This window comes from Caballeronia arvi, from assembly GCF_001544695.2.
GTDB classification, from domain to species: Bacteria; Pseudomonadota; Gammaproteobacteria; order Burkholderiales; family Burkholderiaceae; genus Caballeronia; species Caballeronia arvi.
Window position 1 is genome coordinate 23,824 of record NZ_FCOM02000046.1, and the last position, 19,544, is coordinate 43,367.

The following is a 19,544-nucleotide window of genomic DNA, read 5'->3' on the forward strand; positions in this document are numbered from 1 at the left end:
TTAAGGCTTGTTCCTGCTCTGCATCTCCTCGAATCCCGCCGCGGCCTGCTGCACGTCCGGCGGGAAATCGTCCATTTCCATCACCTGACGCACTTCGATCATCTCGCTGTCCGAGGCTGGGCAACGCTTCGCCCACTCGATCGCTTCTTCACGCGACTTGACCTGAAGCATCCAGTAACCGCCGAGCACTTCCTTCGCTTCGGCGAACGGTCCGTCCGTCACGCGCGGCTTGCCGCCTTCGAACGTGACGCGCGCGCCCATCGACGGCGGATGCAGTCCGTCGAGCGCGAGCAGCACGCCGGCCTTTTGCAATTCCTCGTTGTACTTCATCATGGCGGCGACGGCGTCCGCGGCCGGCATCGTGCCGGGTGCGGCGGTTTCGTAGCCGCGCGGGATCATCAGCATCATGAATCGCATGTGGATCGCTCCTTGAAATGAGAGTATTGGTGTCGGGCGTCATCGGCCCGCTCCGACAACTACGACGAGCAACATGACACGAGATCGACATGCACACTCTTAAGCGTTTCTCCCTAGTCGATTGCTGTTGCCTTCCCGCTCGTACGATCAAATAATGTAATCCATTACATGTCGATCGCCACGAGCGACTTCAGCGATGTCAGATACCGTTCGTCCACGCGAGGAAGTATCGATTGCCGACGTCGCCGAGCGCGCGGGCGTGTCCGTCGCTACGGTATCGCGCGTGCTCAACGGGCACACGAACGTTCGCGAGGCGACACGCGAAAAAGTCCGTCAGGCGGTCGCAGCGAGCGGCTATCGCATCAACGAGCTCGCGCGCAATTTGCGCACGGCGGAAAGCCGCCTGCTTCTTACGATGGTCCCCGACTTCGGCAATCCGTTCTATGCGGCGATCGTGCGCGGCATCGACAGCGTCGCGCGCCAGAACGGCTATTTCATGCTGTTGTGCGATACCGGCGCGGACCCGTTGCGCGAGCGAAGCTATTTCGATCTCTTGCGCGGACGCCGTGCCGATGGCGCCATCTGTCTCGATCCGGCCGCGGTGCAAAAGGCGCTTGCCGAAGAAGCATCGACATTGCCGTGGGTCGCGTGCTGCGAGTTCGATCCGTCGGCGGGCGTGCCGTATGTCGGCATCGACAATCATCTCGCGGCGGGCGATGTCGTGCGTTATCTGATTGGCAAGGGTCATCGCAAGATCGCGCTCATCAATTCGGGGCAAGGTTATCTATACGGACGGCAGCGGCTCGCGGGCTTTCGCGACGCGCTCGCGGACGCCGGCATCGAACCGCGTCCGGCATGGCTGATCGAGCTCGATAGCCTCGATTACGACGCCGGCGAACGCGCCGCCGCGCAACTCGCGGCACTCGGCGATGCGCGTCCCACCGCCGCGTTCGCCGTGTCCGATACGCTCGCCATCGGCGTGATGAACGGCTTTCGCGGCGCGGGCTATGCCGTGCCCGACGATGTGGCCGTCGTCGGCTTCGACGATATCGCCGTGGCCGCGCACGTAGATCCGCCTTTGACGACCGTCTCGCAGCCGATGCAGCTGCTCGGCGAAACGGCGGCCGATCTGCTGCTCAAGCGTCTGCGCGATCCGCGCGCGGAGGTGCCGGGCGTGCTGCTGCCGCATCGGCTGATTCAAAGAAGGAGCGCGTGACGATGAGCCTCGCCGTGCGCTTCGAGGGAATCGAAAAACAGTTCGGGCCGGTGCGCGTGTTGCACGGCGTCACCTTCGATCTCGCGCCGGGGCGCATCTACGGCTTGCTCGGCGAAAACGGCGCGGGCAAATCCACGTTGATGAAGATTCTCGCGGGCTACGAGCGTGCGAACGCGGGCGCGTTCTTTATCGACGAACGCGAAGCCGAATTCACGAGCTCGCGCGATGCGGAGCACGCGGGCATCGTGCTGATTCACCAGGAACTGAATCTCGCGGATCACCTGAGCATCACGCAGAACATGTTCCTCGGGCACGAGCTGAAGAAGGGCTTCTTTCTCGATGAAACCGCGATGCGAGACGACGCCCGCGCGGCGCTCAACGATGTCGGTCTGCACAAGAATCCGGACACGCGCGTGCGCGATCTGATCGTCGCGGAGAAGCAACTGGTCGAGATCGCGAAGGCGATGTTGCGCAAGTCTCGCCTGCTCATCATGGACGAGCCGACCGCGACGCTCACGCCATCCGAGACGCAGCGCCTCTTCGCGTTGATGGCGCGCCTGAAGGATGCTGGCACGACCATCGTCTATATCTCGCACAAGCTCGATGAAGTGGAGCGCGTGACCGACGAAGTGATCGTGATGCGCGATGGCCGCTTCGTCGCGCGCGCGCCGACCGACGAACTCACGCGTCAGCAGATGGCGAATCTGATGGTCGGCCGCGAAGTCTCCGACATGTTTCCCGACAAGCCTTCGTTGCCCGATGACGCGCCCGTCGCAATCAAGGTCGAAGGCGCATCGGTGCCCGGCTGGGCGCACGACGTGAGCTTCGCGGTGCGCGCGGGCGAAGTGTTCGGCTTCGCGGGGCTCGTCGGCGCGGGGCGCACGGAGCTGTTCGAGGCGCTCGTCGGATTGCGGGCGTTGAGCGCGGGGCGCGTCGTCATCGATACGAAAACGGTCAAGCTGAACAGCCCGCGCGATGCGATGCGTCACGGCCTTACGTATCTGAGCGAAGACCGCAAGGGACGCGGCCTGCATGTCGACATGGCGCTGAAAGACAATCTCACGATGATGACGCTCGAACGCTACGCTCGTCCGCTCATCGATACCCGCGCCGAACGCGATGCGTTGAACGAAGCGGTGAAGGACTTCGGCATTCGCACGGGCAATGCGTCGATCCGCGCGCGCATGCTCTCGGGCGGCAATCAGCAGAAGCTCGCGCTCGCGAAGTTCCTGCATCCCGATCCGCGCGTGATCGTGCTCGACGAACCCACGCGCGGCGTCGATGTCGGCGCGAAACGCGATATCTACTTTCTGATCCATCGACTCGCCGCGGAAGGGCGCGCGGTGATCGTGATTTCTTCCGAGCTGATCGAACTGATCGGCTTATGTCATCGCGTCGCGGTGATGCGCGCGGGCGAGCTCGTCACGACGCTCGGCATGGATCATTTGACCGAAGAGAGGTTGATCGCGCATGCGACCGGCACACACTGAAGACACCGAAAGCGAGAGCCGCCTTTCCACTGTCGCGCGCTTTCTGTTCGGCGTCGGGCCGCTGATCGGGCTGATTGCGCTGTGCATCGGCGGGACGCTGCTCAACAGCGACTTCGCCACCCTCGATAACGCGATGAACGTGCTCACGCGCACGTCGTTCATCGGCATCATCGCGGTGGGCATGACGTTCGTGATCATTTCGGGCGGCATCGACTTGTCGGTCGGCTCGATGGCCGCGCTGATCGCGGGCAGCATGATCTACATGATGAACGCGCTCATGCAGGGCTTTCACGGTCATGCGGTGCCGCCGCTTCTGATCATCGCGCTGGGCATCGTGCTCGCGCTCGTGCTCGGCGCGGTATTCGGCTTCGCGCATGGCGTGCTCGTGACGAAGGGGCGCATCGAGCCGTTCATCGTCACGCTGGGCACGCTCGGCATCTTTCGCGCGCTCCTGACATGGCTCGCCGATGGCGGCGCGCTCACGCTCGACAATTCGCTCGTCGATCTCTACGGTCCGGTCTATTACGCGAGCGTGCTGCACGTGCCGGTGCCGATCTGGGTGTTTCTGATCGTCGCGGCGGGCGGCGCGCTCGTGCTCAATCGCACGGTGTATGGACGGCATGTGCAGGCGATCGGATCGAACGAGCAGGTCGCGCGCTATGCGGCGATTCGCGTCGATCGGGTGAAGATCGTCACGTATGTCCTGCTCGGCATGTGCGTTTCGGTTGCGACGGTTCTGTATGTGCCGCGCCTGGGGTCCGCGACGCCGACGACCGGCCTCTTGTGGGAGCTCGAAGCGATCGCGTCGGTCGTCGTCGGCGGGACGGCGCTCAAGGGCGGCGAAGGGCGCGTGATCGGCACGGTCATCGGCGCGATTCTGCTTTCGGTCATCAACAACATCCTCAACCTCACGAGCATCATCAGCGTGTATCTGAACGCGGCGGTGCAGGGCGCCGTGATCATTCTCGTAGCTTTCTTGCAGCGCGGTCGTCGATAGAGATTGCCTTTATAAAACCGGAGACATCGTCATGAAGAAAATGCTTCGCGCGCTCGGCGCGCTCACGCTCGCGGCGAGTGCGTTCGCCGTTGCATCGTCGTCTGCATCGGCCGCCGACAAGGTCGTGCTCGGCGTCGCCATTCCGACCGCGGATCATGGCTTCACGGGCGGCATCGTCTGGTGGGCCAACGAGGCGAAGAAAGAGCTGGAGAAAGCGCATCCCGATCTCAAGGTGATCGTCAAAACGGCGGGCACCGCGCCCGAGCAGGCGAACCAGTTGCAGGATCTCGTGACGGTCAACAAGATCAATGCGCTCGTGATCTTCCCGCAGGAATCGGCATCCCTCACGCAGCCGGTCGCGCAGGTTCACAAGAAGGGCGTGTATGTGACGGTGGTCGATCGCGGCCTGACCGACACCAGCGCGCAAGACGCATACGTCGCCGGCGACAACACCGCGTTCGGCAAGATCCCCGCCGAATATCTCGCGAAGGAACTGAACGGCAAGGGCGATATCGTCGCGCTGCGCGGCATTCCGACGACGCTCGACAACGAGCGCTGGACCGCGTTCGAGGGCGTGATCAAGCAGCATCCCGACATGAAGATTCTCGACGCGAAGTACGCGAACTGGAATCGCGACGACGCCTTCAAGGTGATGCAGGACTATCTGACGCGCTTCAAGCATATCGATGCAGTCTGGGCTGCCGATGACGACATGATGGTCGGCGTGCTGAAGGCGATCGATCAGGCGAAGCGCACGGACATCAAGATCGTGTTCGGCGGCGCGGGATCGAAGGAAGCGGTGAAGCGCATCATCGATGGCGATTCGCGCGTGAAGGCCGATGTCTCGTACTCGCCGAAGTTCATCTACGACGCGATCAAGCTGACCGCCGAGGCGCGTCTCAAGGGCGACAAGCTGCCACCGACGACGATCATCCCTTCGGTGCTCATCACGAAAGAGAACGCCAAGCAGTTCTATTTCCCGAACTCGCCGTTCTGATGTGCGAAGGCCGTTCATTCGGCCTTCTTTCTCCTAGAGGCGAAAGATGAAGACCATCAAAGGGCCGGCGATTTTTCTCGCGCAATTCATGGGCGATCAGCCGCCGTTCGATACGCTTGCGAACCTCGCGAAGTGGGCGGCATCGCTTGGTTATGAAGGCATACAGGTGCCCGCCGATCCGCGTCTGATCGATCTCGAGAAGGCCGCATCGAGCGATGCGTATTGCGGCGAAATCCGCCGCACGGTCGATGACGCGGGCGTCGCGATCACCGAACTGTCGACGCATCTGCAAGGCCAGTTGATCGCGGTGCATCCGGCTTACGACACGCTGTTCGATGGCTTTGCCGCGCCGCACGTGCGCGGCAATCCCGCGGCGCGCACCGAATGGGCGATAGCGCAACTGAAGCTCGCGGCGGCGGCATCGAAGCGCCTGGGCCTGAACGCGCATGTGACGTTTTCGGGCGCGCTCGCGTGGCCGTATGTCTATCCGTGGCCGCAGCGTCCGGCGGGTCTCGTCGAAGCCGCATTCGACGAACTCGCGCAGCGCTGGCGCCCGATTCTCGATGAGTTCGATCGCGCGGGCATCGACGTCTGTTACGAACTGCATCCCGGCGAGGATCTGCATGACGGCGTGACGTTCGAGCGCTTTCTCGCGGCGGTGGATGGTCATCCGCGCGCGAACATCCTCTTCGATCCGAGTCATTTCGTCTTGCAGCAACTCGATTACCTTGCGTTCATCGATATCTATCACGCGCGCATCAAGGCGTTTCATGTGAAGGACGCTGAATTTCGGCCGAATGGTCGACAAGGCGTGTACGGCGGCTATTCCGGCTGGGCCGATCGCGCGGGGCGCTTCCGATCGCTCGGCGATGGTCAGATCGACTTCAAGGCGATCTTCTCGAAGATGGCGCAATACGATTTCGACGGCTGGGCCGTGCTCGAATGGGAATGCGCGCTGAAGCATCCCGAAGACGGGGCGCGCGAGGGCGCGGTGTTCATACGCGATCACATCATCCGCGTGGCGGAGCGCGCATTCGATGACTTCGCCGGCAGCGGCGCGAGCCGCGAGCAGATGCGCGGCGTGTTGGGCATCGTCGGAGACGATCGATGAATCGCGTGCGACTAGGCATGGTCGGCGGCGGCGAGGGCGCGTTCATCGGCGCGGTGCATCGGATTGCGGCGCGGCTCGACGATCGTTATGAACTCGTGGCGGGCGCGTTGTCGTCGGATGCGCGGCGGGCGGCGTCGAGCGCGGCGGCGATCGGTCTTGCGCGCAGTTACGACGATTATCGCGAGATGGCGCGCATCGAAGCGGGGCGCTCGGATGGCATCGAGGCGGTGGCGATCGTCACGCCGAATCATCTGCATGCGCCGATCGCGACGGCATTTCTCGAAGCGGGCATCCACGTGATCTGCGACAAGCCGCTCGCGGTATCGCTGGCCGAAGGCGAGGCGCTTGCGAAGCTCGCGCGCGAGAAGGATCGCGTGTTTGCGGTGACTTATACGTACACGGGCTATCCGCTCGTGCGTCACGCGCGCGGGATGGTGCGGCGCGGCTTGCTCGGCGATATACGCGTCGTGCAGGTGGAGTATGCGCAGGACTGGCTTTCGTTGCCGGTCGAGACGCAATCGAACCGGCAGGCCGTGTGGCGCACCGATCCGGCGCTCGCGGGCCCGGCCGGCTGTCTCGGCGATATCGGCACGCATGCGTATCAGCTTGCGGAATACGTGACGGGGATGCGGCCAGTGGCGTTATCGGCGGACGTGACGACGTTCGTGCCGAACCGGCGCGTGGACGATCACGTTCAGGCGATGTTCCGTTACGCGGGCGGCGCGCGCGGCATGCTGTGGGCGAGCCAGGTCGCGGCGGGCGAGGAGAATGCGCTGCGCTTGCGCGTGTATGGCACGAAGGCGGGCATCGCGTTCCATCAGCAGGCGCCGAATGAACTGTGGTTCACGCCGATAGGAGGCGCGTCGGAGCGCATCACGCGCGGGCGCGTGCAGAGTCCCGAAGCGCTGCACGCGACGCGCGTGCCGGCGGGGCATCCGGAGGGCTATCTGGAAGCGTTCGCGCAGGTTTATACCGATGCAGCGGCGTGTATCGCGAGCGGGACTACGCAAGGGGATGACTGGCTCACGACCGTCGAGGATGGGGTCGCGGGGTTGAGGTTTGTGGAGGCGGTTTTGAGGAGCAGTGGGGAAGATGGGGAATGGGTATCTCTCAGTTGATTCGCAAATCGATTCCTTTTCAATTGTCGTCTGCCGCGAGTCAACGACTGACGACACTTTCCGGTGCTACTCTTTTGGCTTCCGATCATCCCGTCTTCACTCGTGACCGAGGCGCACATCAATCCCGCGATACTGACCTGGGCGCTTCGGCGCTCGGGTATCAGCGCGCCTGCGCTGGCCGACAGACTCGGCACGGAGGCGGCGCGTGTGTCGTCGTGGGAGACAGGCGAGCGTAAGCCAACATTCCGGCAGGCCAAGCGAATCGCGGAAGTCACTCACATCCCATTCGGATATCTGTATCTTCCTGCCCCGCCGGACGAGCAACTGCCCATCGCCGATTTCAGAACGGTCGGCGATGATCCCGTCCGACCGTTGAGCGCTGATTTCCGCGAGCTGCTGAACATGGTCTTGCGCAAGCAGACGTGGTATCGGGAATTTCGTCAGCAACAAGGCGACGGGCCGCTGTCTTACATCGGCCGATTCGGGACTGACGCCACGTCTGCGGAGATCGCCGCGGACATTAAGCGCGTGCTGGACCTTTCCGAACAGAGTCGCATCGATAGTCGCGACTGGGAGGCTTATCTGAAGCTCCTGATCGAACGAATCGAAGATGCGGGTGTGCTCGTGATGCGTTCCGGCGTGGTAGGGAACAACACGCACCGTCCGCTTTCGGTGGAAGAGTTTCGTGGTTTCGTGCTCGCCGATTCGTTTGCCCCGGTGATCTTTCTCAACGGCAGGGACGCGAAGGCGGCTCAGATTTTCACTTTGATTCACGAGCTCGCACACGTTTGGATCGGTGTCAGCGGCGTCTCCAATGAAGGGCTCGCCGTCGAGCATGTGCGCATCAGCGAGGTCGAGCGGCTTTGCAACGCCGTGGCGGCCGAGTTTCTGGTTCCCGCCCGCGAAATCCGCGCTCGATGGGATCGGCGGACCGATTTTGCGGCGCAGGTCAGGGATCTCTCGCGTGAATTCAAGGTGAGCGCGGTTGTCGTCGCGCGAAGGGCGGTGGAAATTGGCTTGGCAAGCTGGCCCGCGTTCACGCGTTTCTTCCAGCTTGAGCGGGCGCGCTGGGAAACCGCCGTGACACGGCGCTCGGGCGGCGGCAACCCTTATAGGACATCGACGATCCGGAATAGCAAGCTCTTGACCCGGGCGGTGCTCGAAACGGCGTTCGAAGGTCGGATGCTGTTGCGTGACGCTGGCCATCTTCTAGGCATCGCGCCGGCGAATCTGCGCAAGCTTGCCGATAGTGTGTACGGAGAGAAGTGAGATGTATCTGCTGGACACGAATATCTTCATCGAAGCGCAGAACCGCTACTACGCGAACGATATCTGCCCGGGATTCTGGCACTGGCTGGACGACGCCAATGAGCGAGGATTGGTGGCAAGCATCAGCGAAGTCTACGAAGAACTCGTGCGGGGAAGCGATGCGCTTTCCGACTGGACCAAGGCGCGTCAAGGCAGCGGATGGTTTCTGGATGTCACTGACGACGAAACGCAATCTTTATTTGCCGAAGTTATTCAGCATATCGAATCGATTGAGCGGTACACGCGACCGAACAAGGACAAGTTCATTGGCGGCGCCGATCCGTGGCTGATCGCCAAGGCTCGAACAATGGGATGGAACATTGCGACGCACGAAGAGTTCAGCGAGAACTCGAAAATGGTGAAGATTCCCAACGTGTGCCGCGATTTTGGCGTATCGACACGGAGTACGTTCGATGTGCTGCGAGAACTACGCGCTTCCTTCGCGTGGGCGAAGGCGGCTTGAACTGGACGGACGAAAAAAACGGGGCGGCCCGAAAGCCGCCCCGTTTTTTCTGCTGCGAATGGATTTAACCCCAATTCGCGTGAAAACTCCCCGCCTTATCGACCCGCTCGAACGTATGCGCGCCGAAGAAATCGCGCTGCGCCTGCACGAGATTCGCGGGCAGCCTCTCCGACCGATACGCATCAAAATAAGCGATCGCCGATGAAAACGCGGGAACAGGAATCCCCGCCTTCACCGCCGCGACCACGACATCGCGCAATGCGTCCTGATACTTCGCCGCGATATCGCTGAAATACGGATCGAGCAGCAGATTCGCGAGCTGCGCATTCTTCGCGTACGCATCCGTGATCTTCTGCAAAAAGCGCGCGCGGATAATGCAACCGGCCCGGAAGATCTTCGCGATCTCGCCGTAATGCAGATCCCACTTGTATTCTTCCGACGCTGCCCGCAACTGCGCAAAGCCCTGCGCATACGAAACGATCTTCGACAGATACAACGCGCGCCGCACCGATTCGATGAACGCGGCGCGATCGCCGTCGAACTTCGGCGTCGGCCCTGCGAGCACCTTGCTCGCCGCCACGCGCTGATCCTTCAGCGACGACAGCACGCGCGCGAACACGGCCTCGGTAATCAGCGGCAAAGGCGCGCCCAGGTCCAAAGCGTTCTGGCTCGTCCACTTGCCCGTGCCCTTTTGCGCGGCGCGATCGAGAATGACATCGACGAGATCCTTGCCCGTTTCATCGTCCTTCTTCGAAAAGATCTTCGACGTGATCTCGATCAGATAGCTATCCAGCTCGCCCTGATTCCACTCGACATACACCTTTCCGAGCTCTTCGTTCGACAAACCGGCGACGCGCTTCAGCACGTCATAGCTCTCGGCGATCAGCTGCATGTCGCCGTACTCGATACCGTTGTGCACCATCTTCACGAAGTGGCCCGCGCCGTCCGCACCCATGTACGCGACGCACGGCTCGCCGTCCGGCGCCTTCGCGGCGATCTCGGTGAGAATCGGCGCGACCAGTTCGTACGCTTCCTTCTGTCCGCCCGGCATGATCGACGGGCCCTTCAGTGCGCCTTCCTCACCGCCCGACACGCCCGTGCCGATGAAATGCAGCCCCGACTTCGCGAGGTCCTGATTGCGGCGGATGGTGTCGGTGAAGTGCGTGTTGCCGCCGTCGATGAGAATGTCGCCCTTGTCCAGCAGCGGACGCAGCGCGGCGATGGTGTCGTCGGTGCCGGCGCCGGCCTTCACCATCATCAGGATGCGGCGCGGCTTTTCCAGCGATTCCACGAACTCTTCGAGCGTGTAGGTCGGCACGAGCTTCTTGTCGGCATGTTCGGCAATCAGTTCGTCGGTTTTGGCGCGGCTGCGGTTGTAGACCGAAACGGCGTGGCCGCGGCTCTCGATATTCAAGGCCAGATTACGGCCCATGACGGCGAGGCCCACCACGCCGATAGCTTGCTTGCTCATTGCTTGATCTCCGAATGACCGAAGCTTGTCGCGGCTCGTGGCGCGCGGCTTCGGGATGAAAATGTGTCGATGGGAGCGGCGCACGCGCGTGAGTACGGCGACCGATGCGGCGATCCGCTTTGCGCGAGCGCAGACCGCCCGAATTTACCACTTTGAGCCGCTTCCGGCAGGGCGCGTGCCGCCCGGATGAGCGCGTTGCGCCACGCCGCCTTAGAATGAACGCCCGCAACGAGCACGCCGCGAAGGCCCGCAGAAACATGCCGCATTCCCGGCGTCCGCGCAGTCATCACTATTCCGTCTATGTGATCGAATTGTCCGGCACGGTCTGGAACGAAGCGCGTTTTCGGCGCGCGAATCCGGATTACGTCATCGGCATGCCGTTCGTGTACGTCGGCATGACGGGCATCGATCCGGACGTGCGTTTCGATAAACACAAGGCGGGCATTCAGTCGAATCGCTTCGTGCGCGAATTCGGGCTACGGCTTCTGCCGCATCTCTACGAGATGTACAACCCGATGCCCTACGACGGCGCGCGCGACATGGAAGTGGAACTGGCCATCGGCTTGCGGGAAGCGGGCTATGGCGTATGGCAGGCGTAAAGCCGTGCATCTGACACAAGGAGCGAGACATGCGGATTCTGGTAGTGGGCGCGGGGGCCATCGGCGGATATTTCGGCGCGCGGCTGCTCGATGCGGGCAGAAATGTGACCTTTCTCGTGCGCGAGCGCCGTGCGGAACGGCTGCGGCAATGCGGCCTGAAAGTGAAGACCCCGGAAGGCGATCTCGCGTTCGCCTGTCCGCCGATGGTGCTCGCGAAAGACATCGACCGTCCTTTCGATCTCGTGCTGCTGAGCTGCAAGGCCTATGACCTGCAAGGCGCGATCGATTCCTTCGCGCCCGCCGTCGGCCCGGACACGCTGATCCTGCCGCTTCTCAACGGCATGGCCCATCTCGATGCGCTCGATGCGCGCTTCAATCCTGCGAACGTACTTGGCGGCCAGTGCTCGATTGCCGCGACGCTCAACGCGGAAGGCGAGATCGTGCAGATGAGCAGCATGCATTCGCTCGTGTTCGGCGAGCGCGCGGGCGGGCGTTCACCGCGCGTGGAGGCCGTCGCTGGGCAACTCGGCGATGCGGGCTTTGATCTGACCGTCAGCGACGATGTGCTCCAGTCGATGTGGGACAAGTGGGTGTTCCTCGCGACGCTCGCCACCGGCACCTGCCTGATGCGCGCGCCGATCTGCGACATCCTCGCGGCGCCCGGCGGCGAGGACGTGCTGCGGCGGCTCTTCACGGAATGTCAGGGCATCGCGGCGGACAACGATCATCCGCCGGCGGAAGCGGTGCTCGAGCGCGCGCGTTCGTTCTTCACGGACCGCAGCTCGACCATGACCGCATCGATGCTGCGCGATCTGGAAAACAACGCGCCGATCGAAGCGGATCACATCGTCGGCGATCTGATTGCGCGGCGTCGGACGAAACCGGACGGCGCGTCGATGCTGGAAGTGGCGTACGCGCATCTGAAGGCGTATGAAGCGCGCCGGGCGCGCGCCTGACACGCGATGACGCACGACGCTCCGCCGCGCCCGACCGTCGCCGAAATATTCACGGGCTTTCTCACGCTCGGGCTGACCGCGTTCGGCGGTGCGCTGCCGCTCGCGCGCCGCGAGATCGTCGAGCGCCGCAAATGGCTCGACGCCGACGAGTTCACCGATCTGCTCGGCCTCTGCCAGTTTCTTCCGGGCGGCAACGTGATCAATCTGTCGGTGGCGATCGGCATGCGCTTTCGCGGCGTGCCGGGCGCGCTCGCGGGCCTGTGCGGGCTGCTCGTCGGGCCGTCGCTGATCGTGATCGGGCTCGGCGTGATCTATCAGCGCACACATGACGATCCGCGCATCGCGCATCTGTTCGCGGGGCTCGCGGCAGCGGCGGCGGGCCTGCTCGTCGCGATGGCCGTGAAAATCATGTGGCCGCTGCGCCGCAAGCCGGAAGCGGCCATCGTCGCGCTGCTGATGTTCGGCGCGATCGCGTTTCTGCGCACGCCGCTGCTGCCGACGATGCTCGTCTTCACGCCGCTCTCGGTGCTGATCGCATGGAAGGCCGGCCGATGAAAAGCGATCTCCTTTCGCTCGCCGCGATTTTCAGCCAGCTCTCGCTGCTCGCGTTCGGCGGCGGCAATTCGATCCTGCCGGAAATGCAGCGCCAGGTCGTGCAGGTGCACGAATGGATGTCGAGAGCCGATTTCTCCGCGCTCTTCGCGCTCGCGCAGGCGGCGCCCGGCCCGAACATGATGGTCGTCACGCTGATCGGCTGGCATGTGGCGGGCTGGCCGGGCGTGCTGGTCACGTCGATCGCGAAGTTCGGGCCGTCGTCGCTCGTGACGATCGGCGCGCTGCACGCGTGGGAGCGCTTCAAGGACCGGCCGTGGCGGCGCTTCGTGCAGCTCGGCCTCGTGCCGATCACGGCGGGCCTCGTCGCGGCGAGCGCGTTGCTGATCGCGGAGGCGTCCGACCGCACATGGACGCTGGCGGCGATCACCGCGGCCGTCGCCGTCGTGTCGTACAAGACGCGGCTGCATCCGCTGTGGCTGCTCGCGGGCGGCGCGCTCGTCGGGCTGACGGGATTCGGGCAATGAACATAGGGCAATGAACACCGGGCAAGTTTTCTGCTGAATTCATCGAAACGAAAGGAGCAAGGAAGAGCGCCATGAGCATGAATATCGAATACGCGAAGACCGCGCCCGCGCGCGCGGAGGTCGACGCGCTGAGCGGGCCGACGGTCGTCGAGTTCGGCACCGACTGGTGCGGTTTCTGCCGCGCCGCGCAGCCGCTGATCGCGCAGGCGTTTCAGCAGCATGGCGCCGTGAAGCACATGAAGATCGAGGACGGCCCCGGCCGCCCGCTCGGCCGCTCGTTTCGCGTGAAGCTCTGGCCGACGCTCGTCTTCATGCTCGGCGGCAAGGAAGTCGCACGCCTCGTGCGCCCCGGCGACGCGTCCGAAATCCGCGACGCGCTCGCGCTCATCGACGAACCGCTCGCGCAATAGCGCCGGACCAAGGGAAATCCCTTGGTCAAATTTTGTGTCTAAAACTTGTATGATGACCCGATGACATTACAAGCCTCACCGGGTCACATGTTCGAGAAGATTCCGCCGCGCGCGTTGAGCGATACCGTTGCGCAGCAATTGCAGAAGCTGATCGAGAAGGGCAGTTTCGCCGAGACCGGCAAGCTGCCGACCGAAGCCGTGCTCGCGCAGGAGTTCGGCGTGAGCCGCACGGTCATTCGCGAAGCCGTGTCGCGGCTGAAGAACGAGGGCATGGTCGAGCCGCGGCAGGGCAGCGGCGTGTTCATCGTCGAGCGGGCGGGCATCCGGCCGTTGCGCATCGATTACGCGCAGGCGGCCGAGCCGGGCGCGGTCGTGCAGATTCTGGCGCTGCGCCGCGCGATCGAAGCCGAAGTCGCGTCCGAAGCCGCGCTGCGCCGCACCGACGAACAACTGGCCGCGATCGATATCGCCCTCGCTCGCATCGACGAAGCGGTGCGCGCGAAACAGGACGGCGTAGCTGAAGACGTCGCGTTTCATCGCGAGATCGCGAACGCGACGGGCAATCCGTACTTCCTGAAAACCCTCACCTTTCTGAACCAGTATCTCGAAGCCGGCACGCTCGTCACGCGCGGCAACGAGGCGCTGCGCGAGGATTTCATGCGTCAGGTGCGCGAGGAGCACGCCGCGATCGTCGAGGCGATCCGCGCGCGCGACGCAGCCGCCGCGCGCACCGCCGCGCAGACGCATCTCATCAACGCCGCGCGCCGCCTGGCGGAAGCGTGCATCTGTTAAGGACTCTACATGACACGAAACGTCGGAGTGATCGGCCTGGGCGCGATGGGCATGGGCGTCGCGCGTTCGTTGTTGCGCGCGGGCTTCGCGGTGCATGCGTGCGATGTGCGCCAGCCCGTGCTCGATGCCTTCGCGGCGGAAGGCGGCATCGCGTGCGCAACGCCTGCGGAGCTGGGCGGCAAGTGCGATGTCGTGCTGACGGTCGTCGTCAATGCGGCGCAGACGGAAGCCGTGCTGTTCGGTGAAAACGGCGCCGTGCCCGCGATGAAGCGCGGCAGCGTCGTGCTCGCGTGCGCGACCGTATCGCCGCAATTCGCCGCCGATCTCGGCGCGCGCATCGGCGAAAAAGGCGTGCTGATGCTCGACGCGCCCTTGTCCGGCGGCGCGGCCAAGGCCAATTCCGGCGACATGACGATGATGACGTCCGGCCCTGCCGACGCCTACGCCGCGTGCGAGGACGTGCTCGGCGCGGTCGCGGGCAAGGTTTATCGGCTGGGCGACACGCACGGCGCGGGCTCGAAGGTCAAGATCATCAATCAGTTGCTGGCGGGCGTGCATATCGCGGCGTCGGCCGAGGCGATGGCGCTGGGCTTGCGCGAAGGCGTCGATCCGGATGCGCTTTACGACGTCATCACGCATAGCGCTGGCAACTCGTGGATGTTCGAGAACCGCGTGCCGCACATTCTGGCGGGCGACTACACGCCGCTCTCGGCTGTCGATATCTTCGTGAAGGATCTGGGCCTCGTGCTCGATACGGCGCGCACGTCGAAATTTCCGCTGCCGCTGTCGGCGGCGGCGCATCAGATGTTCATGATGGCGTCCACGGCCGGACACGGCGGCGAGGACGATTCCGCGGTCATCAAGATTTTTCCGGGCATCGAGATCCCGAAGGGAGCGAAGGCATGACGCAAGCGGCGCAGGCACTGCTCGGCTGTATCGCCGACGATTTCACCGGCGCGACCGATCTCGCCAACATGCTCGTGCGCGGCGGCATGCGCACGGTGCAGACCATAGGCGTTCCTTCTGCCGATACGCAGATCGACGCGGACGCGCTCGTCGTCGCGCTGAAGTCGCGCACGATTCCCGCCGCCGACGCCGTGCGCCAGTCGCTCGACGCGCTCGAATGGCTGCGCGCGCGGGGCTGTCGCCAGTTCATCTTCAAGTATTGCTCGACCTTCGATTCCACCGACGAAGGCAACATCGGCCCGGTCGCGGACGCACTACTGGACGCGCTGAAAGACGATTTCACGATTGCGTGCCCGGCGTTTCCCGAGAACGGCCGCACGATCTTTCGCGGCAATCTGTTTGTCGGCGATGTGTTGCTGAACGAATCGGGCATGGAGAATCATCCGCTCACGCCGATGACGGATCCGAACCTCGTGCGCGTCTTGCAGCGGCAGACGAAGTCGAAGGTCGGTTTGATCCGCTACGACACGATCGCGAAGGGCGCCGACGCGATCCGCGCGCGCATCGACGAATTGAAGCGGGACGGCGTGCGCCTGGCGATCGCCGATGCCGTCTCCGACGCCGATCTGTACACGCTCGGCGACGCGTGCCGCGATCTCGCGCTGATCACGGGCGGCTCTGGCATCGCGCTCGGGCTTCCGCAGAACTTTCGCGCGGCGAATCTGCTTGCGCACGCGGAACACGCCGCGGACTTGCCGAAGCTCGAAGGCAAGTCGGTGGTGCTGGCGGGCAGCGCATCGAAGGCGACGAACGCGCAGGTTGCGCACTGGCGCGAAACGAAGCCGGCATTCCGAGTCGATCCGATGGCGCTGTCGCGCGGCGAGCCGGTGGTCGATGAAGCGGTCGCGTTCGCGCGCGATCGTTTCGCGGAGAACGAGACGGTGCTGATCTACGCGACGTCATCACCGGATGAAGTAAAGGCGGTGCAAAAGGAGTTGGGCGTCGAGAAGGCGGGGCATCTGGTCGAAGACGCGCTTGCGTCGATCGCGCGCAAGTTGCGGGACGAGGGCGTACGCAAGTTCGTCGTCGCGGGCGGCGAGACCTCGGGCGCGGTGGTGCAAGCGCTGAACGTGCGCAGCTTGAGGATTGGGCCGCAGATCGATCCGGGCGTGCCCGCGACGCAAGCGATTGGCAGAAACGAAGAAGACAGCATCGGTCTCGCGCTCAAGTCCGGCAATTTCGGCACGACCGATTTCTTCGAGAAGGCGTTGAAGGCACTGTGATGGCATCGAACGAGAACCGCATTCGGGAAGATATTTGCGTGACGGGCAAGAGCCTGTACGAGCGTCGTTACACGGTTGGCAGCGCGGGCAATATCAGTGCGCGTCTCGATGATGGCTGGCTGATCACACCGACGGACGCGTGCCTTGGCCGCCTCGATCCGAACGACATAGCGAAGGTGGACAGCAAGGGCAATCATGTGTCGGGCGGAAGGCCGTCGAAGACGCTGGCGCTGCATCGCAAGATCTATGAAAACAATGCCGGAGCGAAAGGCGTGGTGCACACGCATTCGACGCATCTGGTCGCGCTGACGTTGGCCGGCGTATGGAGCAACGATGATGTCTTGCCGCCGATCACGCCGTACTACGTGATGAAGGTGGGCCATGTGCCGTTGATAGCGTACCGCCGTCCGGGAGACGAGGGCGTTGCGGAGGAAGTGGCGGCGTTGGCATCGAGGGTGCGCGCGGTGTTGCTGGAGCGTCTGGGACCGGTGGTATGGGAGAAGACGGTATCGCACGCGAGTTATGCGCTGGAGGAGCTGGAGGAGACGGCGCGGCTATATTTGTCGATGATGCCGCGCCCCGAACCGTTACCGGAAGCAGCGATAGAGGATCTAAGAAAAACATTCGGCGCACGCTGGTAGCAAACCGAAACCAGAACGACCCCACGGCAGCGCGCAGCGCAGTGCCGGAGCTTGCAGGAGCTGCACCAGAGAGTTGAGCGATGCGAGGTGTCAGACCGTGCGCGATCCACGCCGCAACAGACCTACGAGAACACTCGCTACTCCGGGTTCCATTCAGCCAATCGCCTGTGCCGCGGCCGGCGTGAAGTGCTTAGGCTGGGGAGAGCTGTTTCTTTGGTTACTTTCTTTGCAGCAGCAAAGAAAGTGACTGCTGCCCCGCATAGGGGCAACACCAATAAACCGACATGAAATCAGGATTCCATAGGGAGCACGAAGAAAATGCCAAAATTCGCAGCAAACCTGACGATGATGTACACGGAGCATGCGTTCCTTGACCGTTTCGCAGCGGCATCGAAAGACGGCTTCAAGGCGGTTGAATTCCTGTTCCCGTACGACTTTGCAGCAAGCGACATCGAGCAGCGTCTAAAAGACAACAACCTGACGCAAGCGCTTTTCAACGCGCCACCGGGCGATTGGAGCAAGGGCGAGCGAGGCATCGCGTCCATACCTGGAAGGGAAGAAGAGTTCAGGCAAAGCGTCGAGAAAGGCCTCGAATACGCCGCCGTGCTGGGCAACAAGAAACTCCACGTAATGGCCGGCCTGATCGCCAAAGATCAACCTCGCGACAAACACCGCGAAACGTACAAAAAGAACCTCGAATACGCGGCAAGAGAAGCGCAGAAGGCAAACATCGGCATCGTAATCGAGCCGATCAACACCCGCGATATCCCCGGCTTCTTCCTGAACCGCCAGGACGAAGCCCAGCAAATCTGCGACGAGATAAAAGCACCAAACCTGCAAGTGCAATTCGACATCTACCACTGCCAGATCGTAGAAGGCGACATCGCGATAAAACTGAAACGCGACATGAAGCGCCCGAACGCGGGCATCGGCCATATCCAGATCGCGGGCGTGCCGGAGCGGCATGAACCGAGCATCGGCGAGCTGAACTATCCGTATCTGTTCGACCTGATCGATTCCCTCGGCTACGAGGGCTATGTCGGCTGCGAATACAAACCGAAGGCGGGCACATCTGAAGGTCTCGGTTGGCTCAAACCTTATCTGTAAAAAGGAAGCGCACATGAAGATTCTCATCACCGGCGGCGCGGGTTTCATCGGCCAGCGTCTCGCGAAGCGTCTGCTGGACCGAAACGAACTGAACGGCAAGCCGGTCACGGAAATCGTGCTGCTGGACGTCGCGCGCCCTCACGACGAACGCCTTCTGAGCGACAAACGCGTGCGCGCGGAAACCGGCGATATCTCCGATCCTGCCGTGCTGCGCCGCCATATCGATACGCAGACGGAAGCGATCTTCCATCTCGCCGCGATCGTGAGCGGCCAGGCCGAAGCCGACTTCGATCTCGGCATGAAGATCAACCTTGACGCCTCGCGCGCGCTGCTCGAAGTGTGCCGCGCGGCGGGGCACAAGCCGCGCGTCGTGTTCACGAGCTCGGTCGCGGTCTACGGCGGCACGCTGCCCGATGTCGTGCAGGACGACACCGCGCTCAATCCGCAATCGTCGTATGGAACGCAGAAGGCGATCGCCGAATTGCTGCTGTCGGACTATGCACGGCGCGGTTTCGTCGATGGCCGCGTGCTGCGCCTGCCGACCATCAGCGTGCGGCCGGGCAAGCCGAACGCGGCGGCGTCGTCGTTCGCGAGCGGCATCATCCGCGAGCCGCTGAACGGCGAGCGCTCGACGTGTCCCGTCGACGGCGAAACGCGCGTGTGGCTGCTCTCGCCGAAAAGCGCGGTAGAAGCGCTCATCGCGGGCTGCGAGATCGATCGCGATAAGCTCGGCAATCGGCCCGTGATCAATCTGCCGGGCTTGTCGGTGAGCGTGAACGAGATGGTCGCGGCGCTGCGTGAAGTGGCGGGCGATGAGGCAGCCGGGCGCATCGACTGGCAGCGCGACGAGCGCATCGAGAAGATCGTCGGCAGCTGGCCGGGCGCATGGAACACCGCGCGCGCGGAGCAACTGGGCCTCTCGGGCGACAGGAATTTCGCCGACGTGATCCGCGCCTATATTGCCGACGAACGCGCGTAATCCCAAACTCTGTACCCTCAACCGGGCATCGTGCAACGCGATGCCCGCCGGTCATGCGTGCATTCGCATTTCCGGGCTACACTTATCTCTTAAATGTGACGAACGTCGGCCCGGCGCCGCGTGCACCGCGTTGAACCACGGGCGGTGGCAAGCTCGTATCTCGCTCGCTTTCGTGCTTCTTGCGCCTTCGCCGCGCCGCTGAAC

21 protein-coding genes are annotated in these 19,544 nt (G+C 63.3%); 19 read left to right on the plus strand and 2 right to left on the minus strand.

All coding sequences use genetic code 11. From position 1 onward, the window contains the following. On the minus strand, positions 1–417 hold the full coding sequence (locus tag AWB74_RS32800; protein WP_061150777.1) for a YciI family protein: 417 nt from the start codon (positions 415–417) through the stop codon (positions 1–3). Between the two features lie 196 nt (positions 418–613). On the opposite strand from AWB74_RS32800, the gene AWB74_RS32805 reads away from it, so the two are divergent. The 8 genes from AWB74_RS32805 (at position 614) to AWB74_RS32840 (ending at position 9,117) form a co-directional block, all read left to right on the plus strand. Beyond that, complete coding sequence (locus AWB74_RS32805) at positions 614–1,633, plus strand: LacI family DNA-binding transcriptional regulator (protein WP_061150778.1); 1,020 nt, start codon at positions 614–616, stop codon at positions 1,631–1,633. Between the two features lie 2 nt (positions 1,634–1,635). Next, positions 1,636–3,123, plus strand: coding sequence for a sugar ABC transporter ATP-binding protein (locus AWB74_RS32810; protein ID WP_061150779.1), 1,488 nt, complete (start codon positions 1,636–1,638; stop codon positions 3,121–3,123). Further along, complete coding sequence (locus AWB74_RS32815) at positions 3,104–4,120, plus strand: ABC transporter permease (protein ID WP_061150780.1); 1,017 nt, start codon at positions 3,104–3,106, stop codon at positions 4,118–4,120. The genes AWB74_RS32810 and AWB74_RS32815 overlap by 20 nt, the downstream gene beginning before the upstream one ends. 31 nt (positions 4,121–4,151) lie before the next feature. Next, complete coding sequence (locus tag AWB74_RS32820) at positions 4,152–5,117, plus strand: substrate-binding domain-containing protein (protein ID WP_061150781.1); 966 nt, start codon at positions 4,152–4,154, stop codon at positions 5,115–5,117. Between the two features lie 46 nt (positions 5,118–5,163). Further along, on the plus strand, positions 5,164–6,228 hold the full coding sequence (locus AWB74_RS32825) for a sugar phosphate isomerase/epimerase family protein (protein WP_061150782.1): 1,065 nt from the start codon (positions 5,164–5,166) through the stop codon (positions 6,226–6,228). Then, entirely contained in the window at positions 6,225–7,346 is a 1,122-nt protein-coding gene (locus AWB74_RS32830) for a Gfo/Idh/MocA family protein (RefSeq protein WP_061150783.1), read from the plus strand. Before AWB74_RS32825 ends, AWB74_RS32830 begins: the two co-directional genes overlap by 4 nt. A gap of 102 nt (positions 7,347–7,448) precedes the next feature. Continuing rightward, positions 7,449–8,615: a helix-turn-helix domain-containing protein gene (locus tag AWB74_RS32835; protein ID WP_061150784.1), complete on the plus strand. Its 1,167-nt coding sequence runs from the start codon at positions 7,449–7,451 to the stop codon at positions 8,613–8,615. Position 8,616: 1 nt separating this feature from the next. After that, entirely contained in the window at positions 8,617–9,117 is a 501-nt protein-coding gene (locus AWB74_RS32840; protein ID WP_061150785.1) for a DUF4411 family protein, read from the plus strand. A 64-nt stretch (positions 9,118–9,181) separates the two neighbouring features. Here AWB74_RS32840 and gndA read toward each other — a convergent pair whose 3' ends face one another. Then, complete coding sequence (gene gndA, locus AWB74_RS32845; RefSeq protein ID WP_061150786.1) at positions 9,182–10,588, minus strand: NADP-dependent phosphogluconate dehydrogenase; 1,407 nt, start codon at positions 10,586–10,588, stop codon at positions 9,182–9,184. Between the two features lie 257 nt (positions 10,589–10,845). Between gndA and AWB74_RS32850 the strand changes: the two genes are divergently transcribed. The 11 genes from AWB74_RS32850 (at position 10,846) to denD (ending at position 19,340) form a co-directional block, all read left to right on the plus strand. Next, positions 10,846–11,187: a hypothetical protein gene (locus AWB74_RS32850; RefSeq protein ID WP_061150817.1), complete on the plus strand. Its 342-nt coding sequence runs from the start codon at positions 10,846–10,848 to the stop codon at positions 11,185–11,187. A 29-nt stretch (positions 11,188–11,216) separates the two neighbouring features. Next, positions 11,217–12,143, plus strand: coding sequence for a 2-dehydropantoate 2-reductase (gene panE, locus AWB74_RS32855; protein WP_061150787.1), 927 nt, complete (start codon positions 11,217–11,219; stop codon positions 12,141–12,143). A gap of 6 nt (positions 12,144–12,149) precedes the next feature. Next, a complete protein-coding gene (locus tag AWB74_RS32860) occupies positions 12,150–12,698 on the plus strand; it encodes a chromate transporter (protein WP_061150788.1) in 549 nt (182 codons plus the stop codon). Then, positions 12,695–13,222 carry a chromate transporter gene (locus tag AWB74_RS32865; protein ID WP_061150818.1) on the plus strand — a complete coding sequence of 176 codons (528 nt, stop codon included), beginning with the start codon at positions 12,695–12,697 and terminating at the stop codon, positions 13,220–13,222. Before AWB74_RS32860 ends, AWB74_RS32865 begins: the two co-directional genes overlap by 4 nt. Positions 13,223–13,293: 71 nt before the next feature. Beyond that, positions 13,294–13,632, plus strand: a complete 339-nt coding sequence (locus AWB74_RS32870) for a thioredoxin family protein (protein ID WP_061150789.1) — start codon at positions 13,294–13,296, stop codon at positions 13,630–13,632. A gap of 87 nt (positions 13,633–13,719) precedes the next feature. After that, positions 13,720–14,424: a FadR/GntR family transcriptional regulator gene (locus AWB74_RS32875; RefSeq protein ID WP_061150790.1), complete on the plus strand. Its 705-nt coding sequence runs from the start codon at positions 13,720–13,722 to the stop codon at positions 14,422–14,424. A 9-nt stretch (positions 14,425–14,433) separates the two neighbouring features. Continuing rightward, entirely contained in the window at positions 14,434–15,330 is an 897-nt protein-coding gene (gene ltnD / locus AWB74_RS32880; protein WP_061150791.1) for an L-threonate dehydrogenase, read from the plus strand. Next, positions 15,327–16,613, plus strand: coding sequence for a 3-oxo-tetronate kinase (otnK, locus tag AWB74_RS32885; RefSeq protein ID WP_061150792.1), 1,287 nt, complete (start codon positions 15,327–15,329; stop codon positions 16,611–16,613). Before ltnD ends, otnK begins: the two co-directional genes overlap by 4 nt. Next, entirely contained in the window at positions 16,613–17,254 is a 642-nt protein-coding gene (otnC, locus tag AWB74_RS32890) for a 3-oxo-tetronate 4-phosphate decarboxylase (RefSeq protein ID WP_061150793.1), read from the plus strand. Before otnK ends, otnC begins: the two co-directional genes overlap by 1 nt. A 318-nt stretch (positions 17,255–17,572) precedes the next feature. Then, on the plus strand, positions 17,573–18,361 hold the full coding sequence (gene otnI, locus AWB74_RS32895; protein ID WP_061150794.1) for a 2-oxo-tetronate isomerase: 789 nt from the start codon (positions 17,573–17,575) through the stop codon (positions 18,359–18,361). Positions 18,362–18,374: 13 nt separating this feature from the next. Then, positions 18,375–19,340, plus strand: coding sequence for a D-erythronate dehydrogenase (gene denD, locus AWB74_RS32900; protein WP_061150795.1), 966 nt, complete (start codon positions 18,375–18,377; stop codon positions 19,338–19,340). Positions 19,341–19,544: the final 204 nt, after the last annotated feature.

Bases quoted from the DNA above. Each gene is read 5' to 3' on its own strand.
- otnK (WP_061150792.1), top strand. From the start codon at position 15,327: ATGACGCAAGCGGCGCAGGCACTGCTCGGCTGTATCGCCGACGATTTC.
- AWB74_RS32815 (WP_061150780.1), top strand. From the start codon at position 3,104: ATGCGACCGGCACACACTGAAGACACCGAAAGCGAGAGCCGCCTTTCC.
- AWB74_RS32800 (WP_061150777.1), bottom strand. From the start codon at position 417: ATGCGATTCATGATGCTGATGATCCCGCGCGGCTACGAAACCGCCGCA.
- AWB74_RS32810 (WP_061150779.1), top strand. From the start codon at position 1,636: ATGAGCCTCGCCGTGCGCTTCGAGGGAATCGAAAAACAGTTCGGGCCG.
- AWB74_RS32825 (WP_061150782.1), top strand. From the start codon at position 5,164: ATGAAGACCATCAAAGGGCCGGCGATTTTTCTCGCGCAATTCATGGGC.
- gndA (WP_061150786.1), bottom strand. From the start codon at position 10,588: ATGAGCAAGCAAGCTATCGGCGTGGTGGGCCTCGCCGTCATGGGCCGT.
- AWB74_RS32860 (WP_061150788.1), top strand. From the start codon at position 12,150: ATGACGCACGACGCTCCGCCGCGCCCGACCGTCGCCGAAATATTCACG.
- otnI (WP_061150794.1), top strand. From the start codon at position 17,573: ATGCCAAAATTCGCAGCAAACCTGACGATGATGTACACGGAGCATGCG.
- otnC (WP_061150793.1), top strand. From the start codon at position 16,613: ATGGCATCGAACGAGAACCGCATTCGGGAAGATATTTGCGTGACGGGC.
- denD (WP_061150795.1), top strand. From the start codon at position 18,375: ATGAAGATTCTCATCACCGGCGGCGCGGGTTTCATCGGCCAGCGTCTC.
- AWB74_RS32875 (WP_061150790.1), top strand. From the start codon at position 13,720: ATGTTCGAGAAGATTCCGCCGCGCGCGTTGAGCGATACCGTTGCGCAG.
- AWB74_RS32850 (WP_061150817.1), top strand. From the start codon at position 10,846: ATGCCGCATTCCCGGCGTCCGCGCAGTCATCACTATTCCGTCTATGTG.
- AWB74_RS32820 (WP_061150781.1), top strand. From the start codon at position 4,152: ATGAAGAAAATGCTTCGCGCGCTCGGCGCGCTCACGCTCGCGGCGAGT.
- AWB74_RS32830 (WP_061150783.1), top strand. From the start codon at position 6,225: ATGAATCGCGTGCGACTAGGCATGGTCGGCGGCGGCGAGGGCGCGTTC.
- AWB74_RS32840 (WP_061150785.1), top strand. From the start codon at position 8,617: ATGTATCTGCTGGACACGAATATCTTCATCGAAGCGCAGAACCGCTAC.
- AWB74_RS32870 (WP_061150789.1), top strand. From the start codon at position 13,294: ATGAGCATGAATATCGAATACGCGAAGACCGCGCCCGCGCGCGCGGAG.
- AWB74_RS32865 (WP_061150818.1), top strand. From the start codon at position 12,695: ATGAAAAGCGATCTCCTTTCGCTCGCCGCGATTTTCAGCCAGCTCTCG.
- AWB74_RS32805 (WP_061150778.1), top strand. From the start codon at position 614: ATGTCAGATACCGTTCGTCCACGCGAGGAAGTATCGATTGCCGACGTC.
- ltnD (WP_061150791.1), top strand. From the start codon at position 14,434: ATGACACGAAACGTCGGAGTGATCGGCCTGGGCGCGATGGGCATGGGC.
- panE (WP_061150787.1), top strand. From the start codon at position 11,217: ATGCGGATTCTGGTAGTGGGCGCGGGGGCCATCGGCGGATATTTCGGC.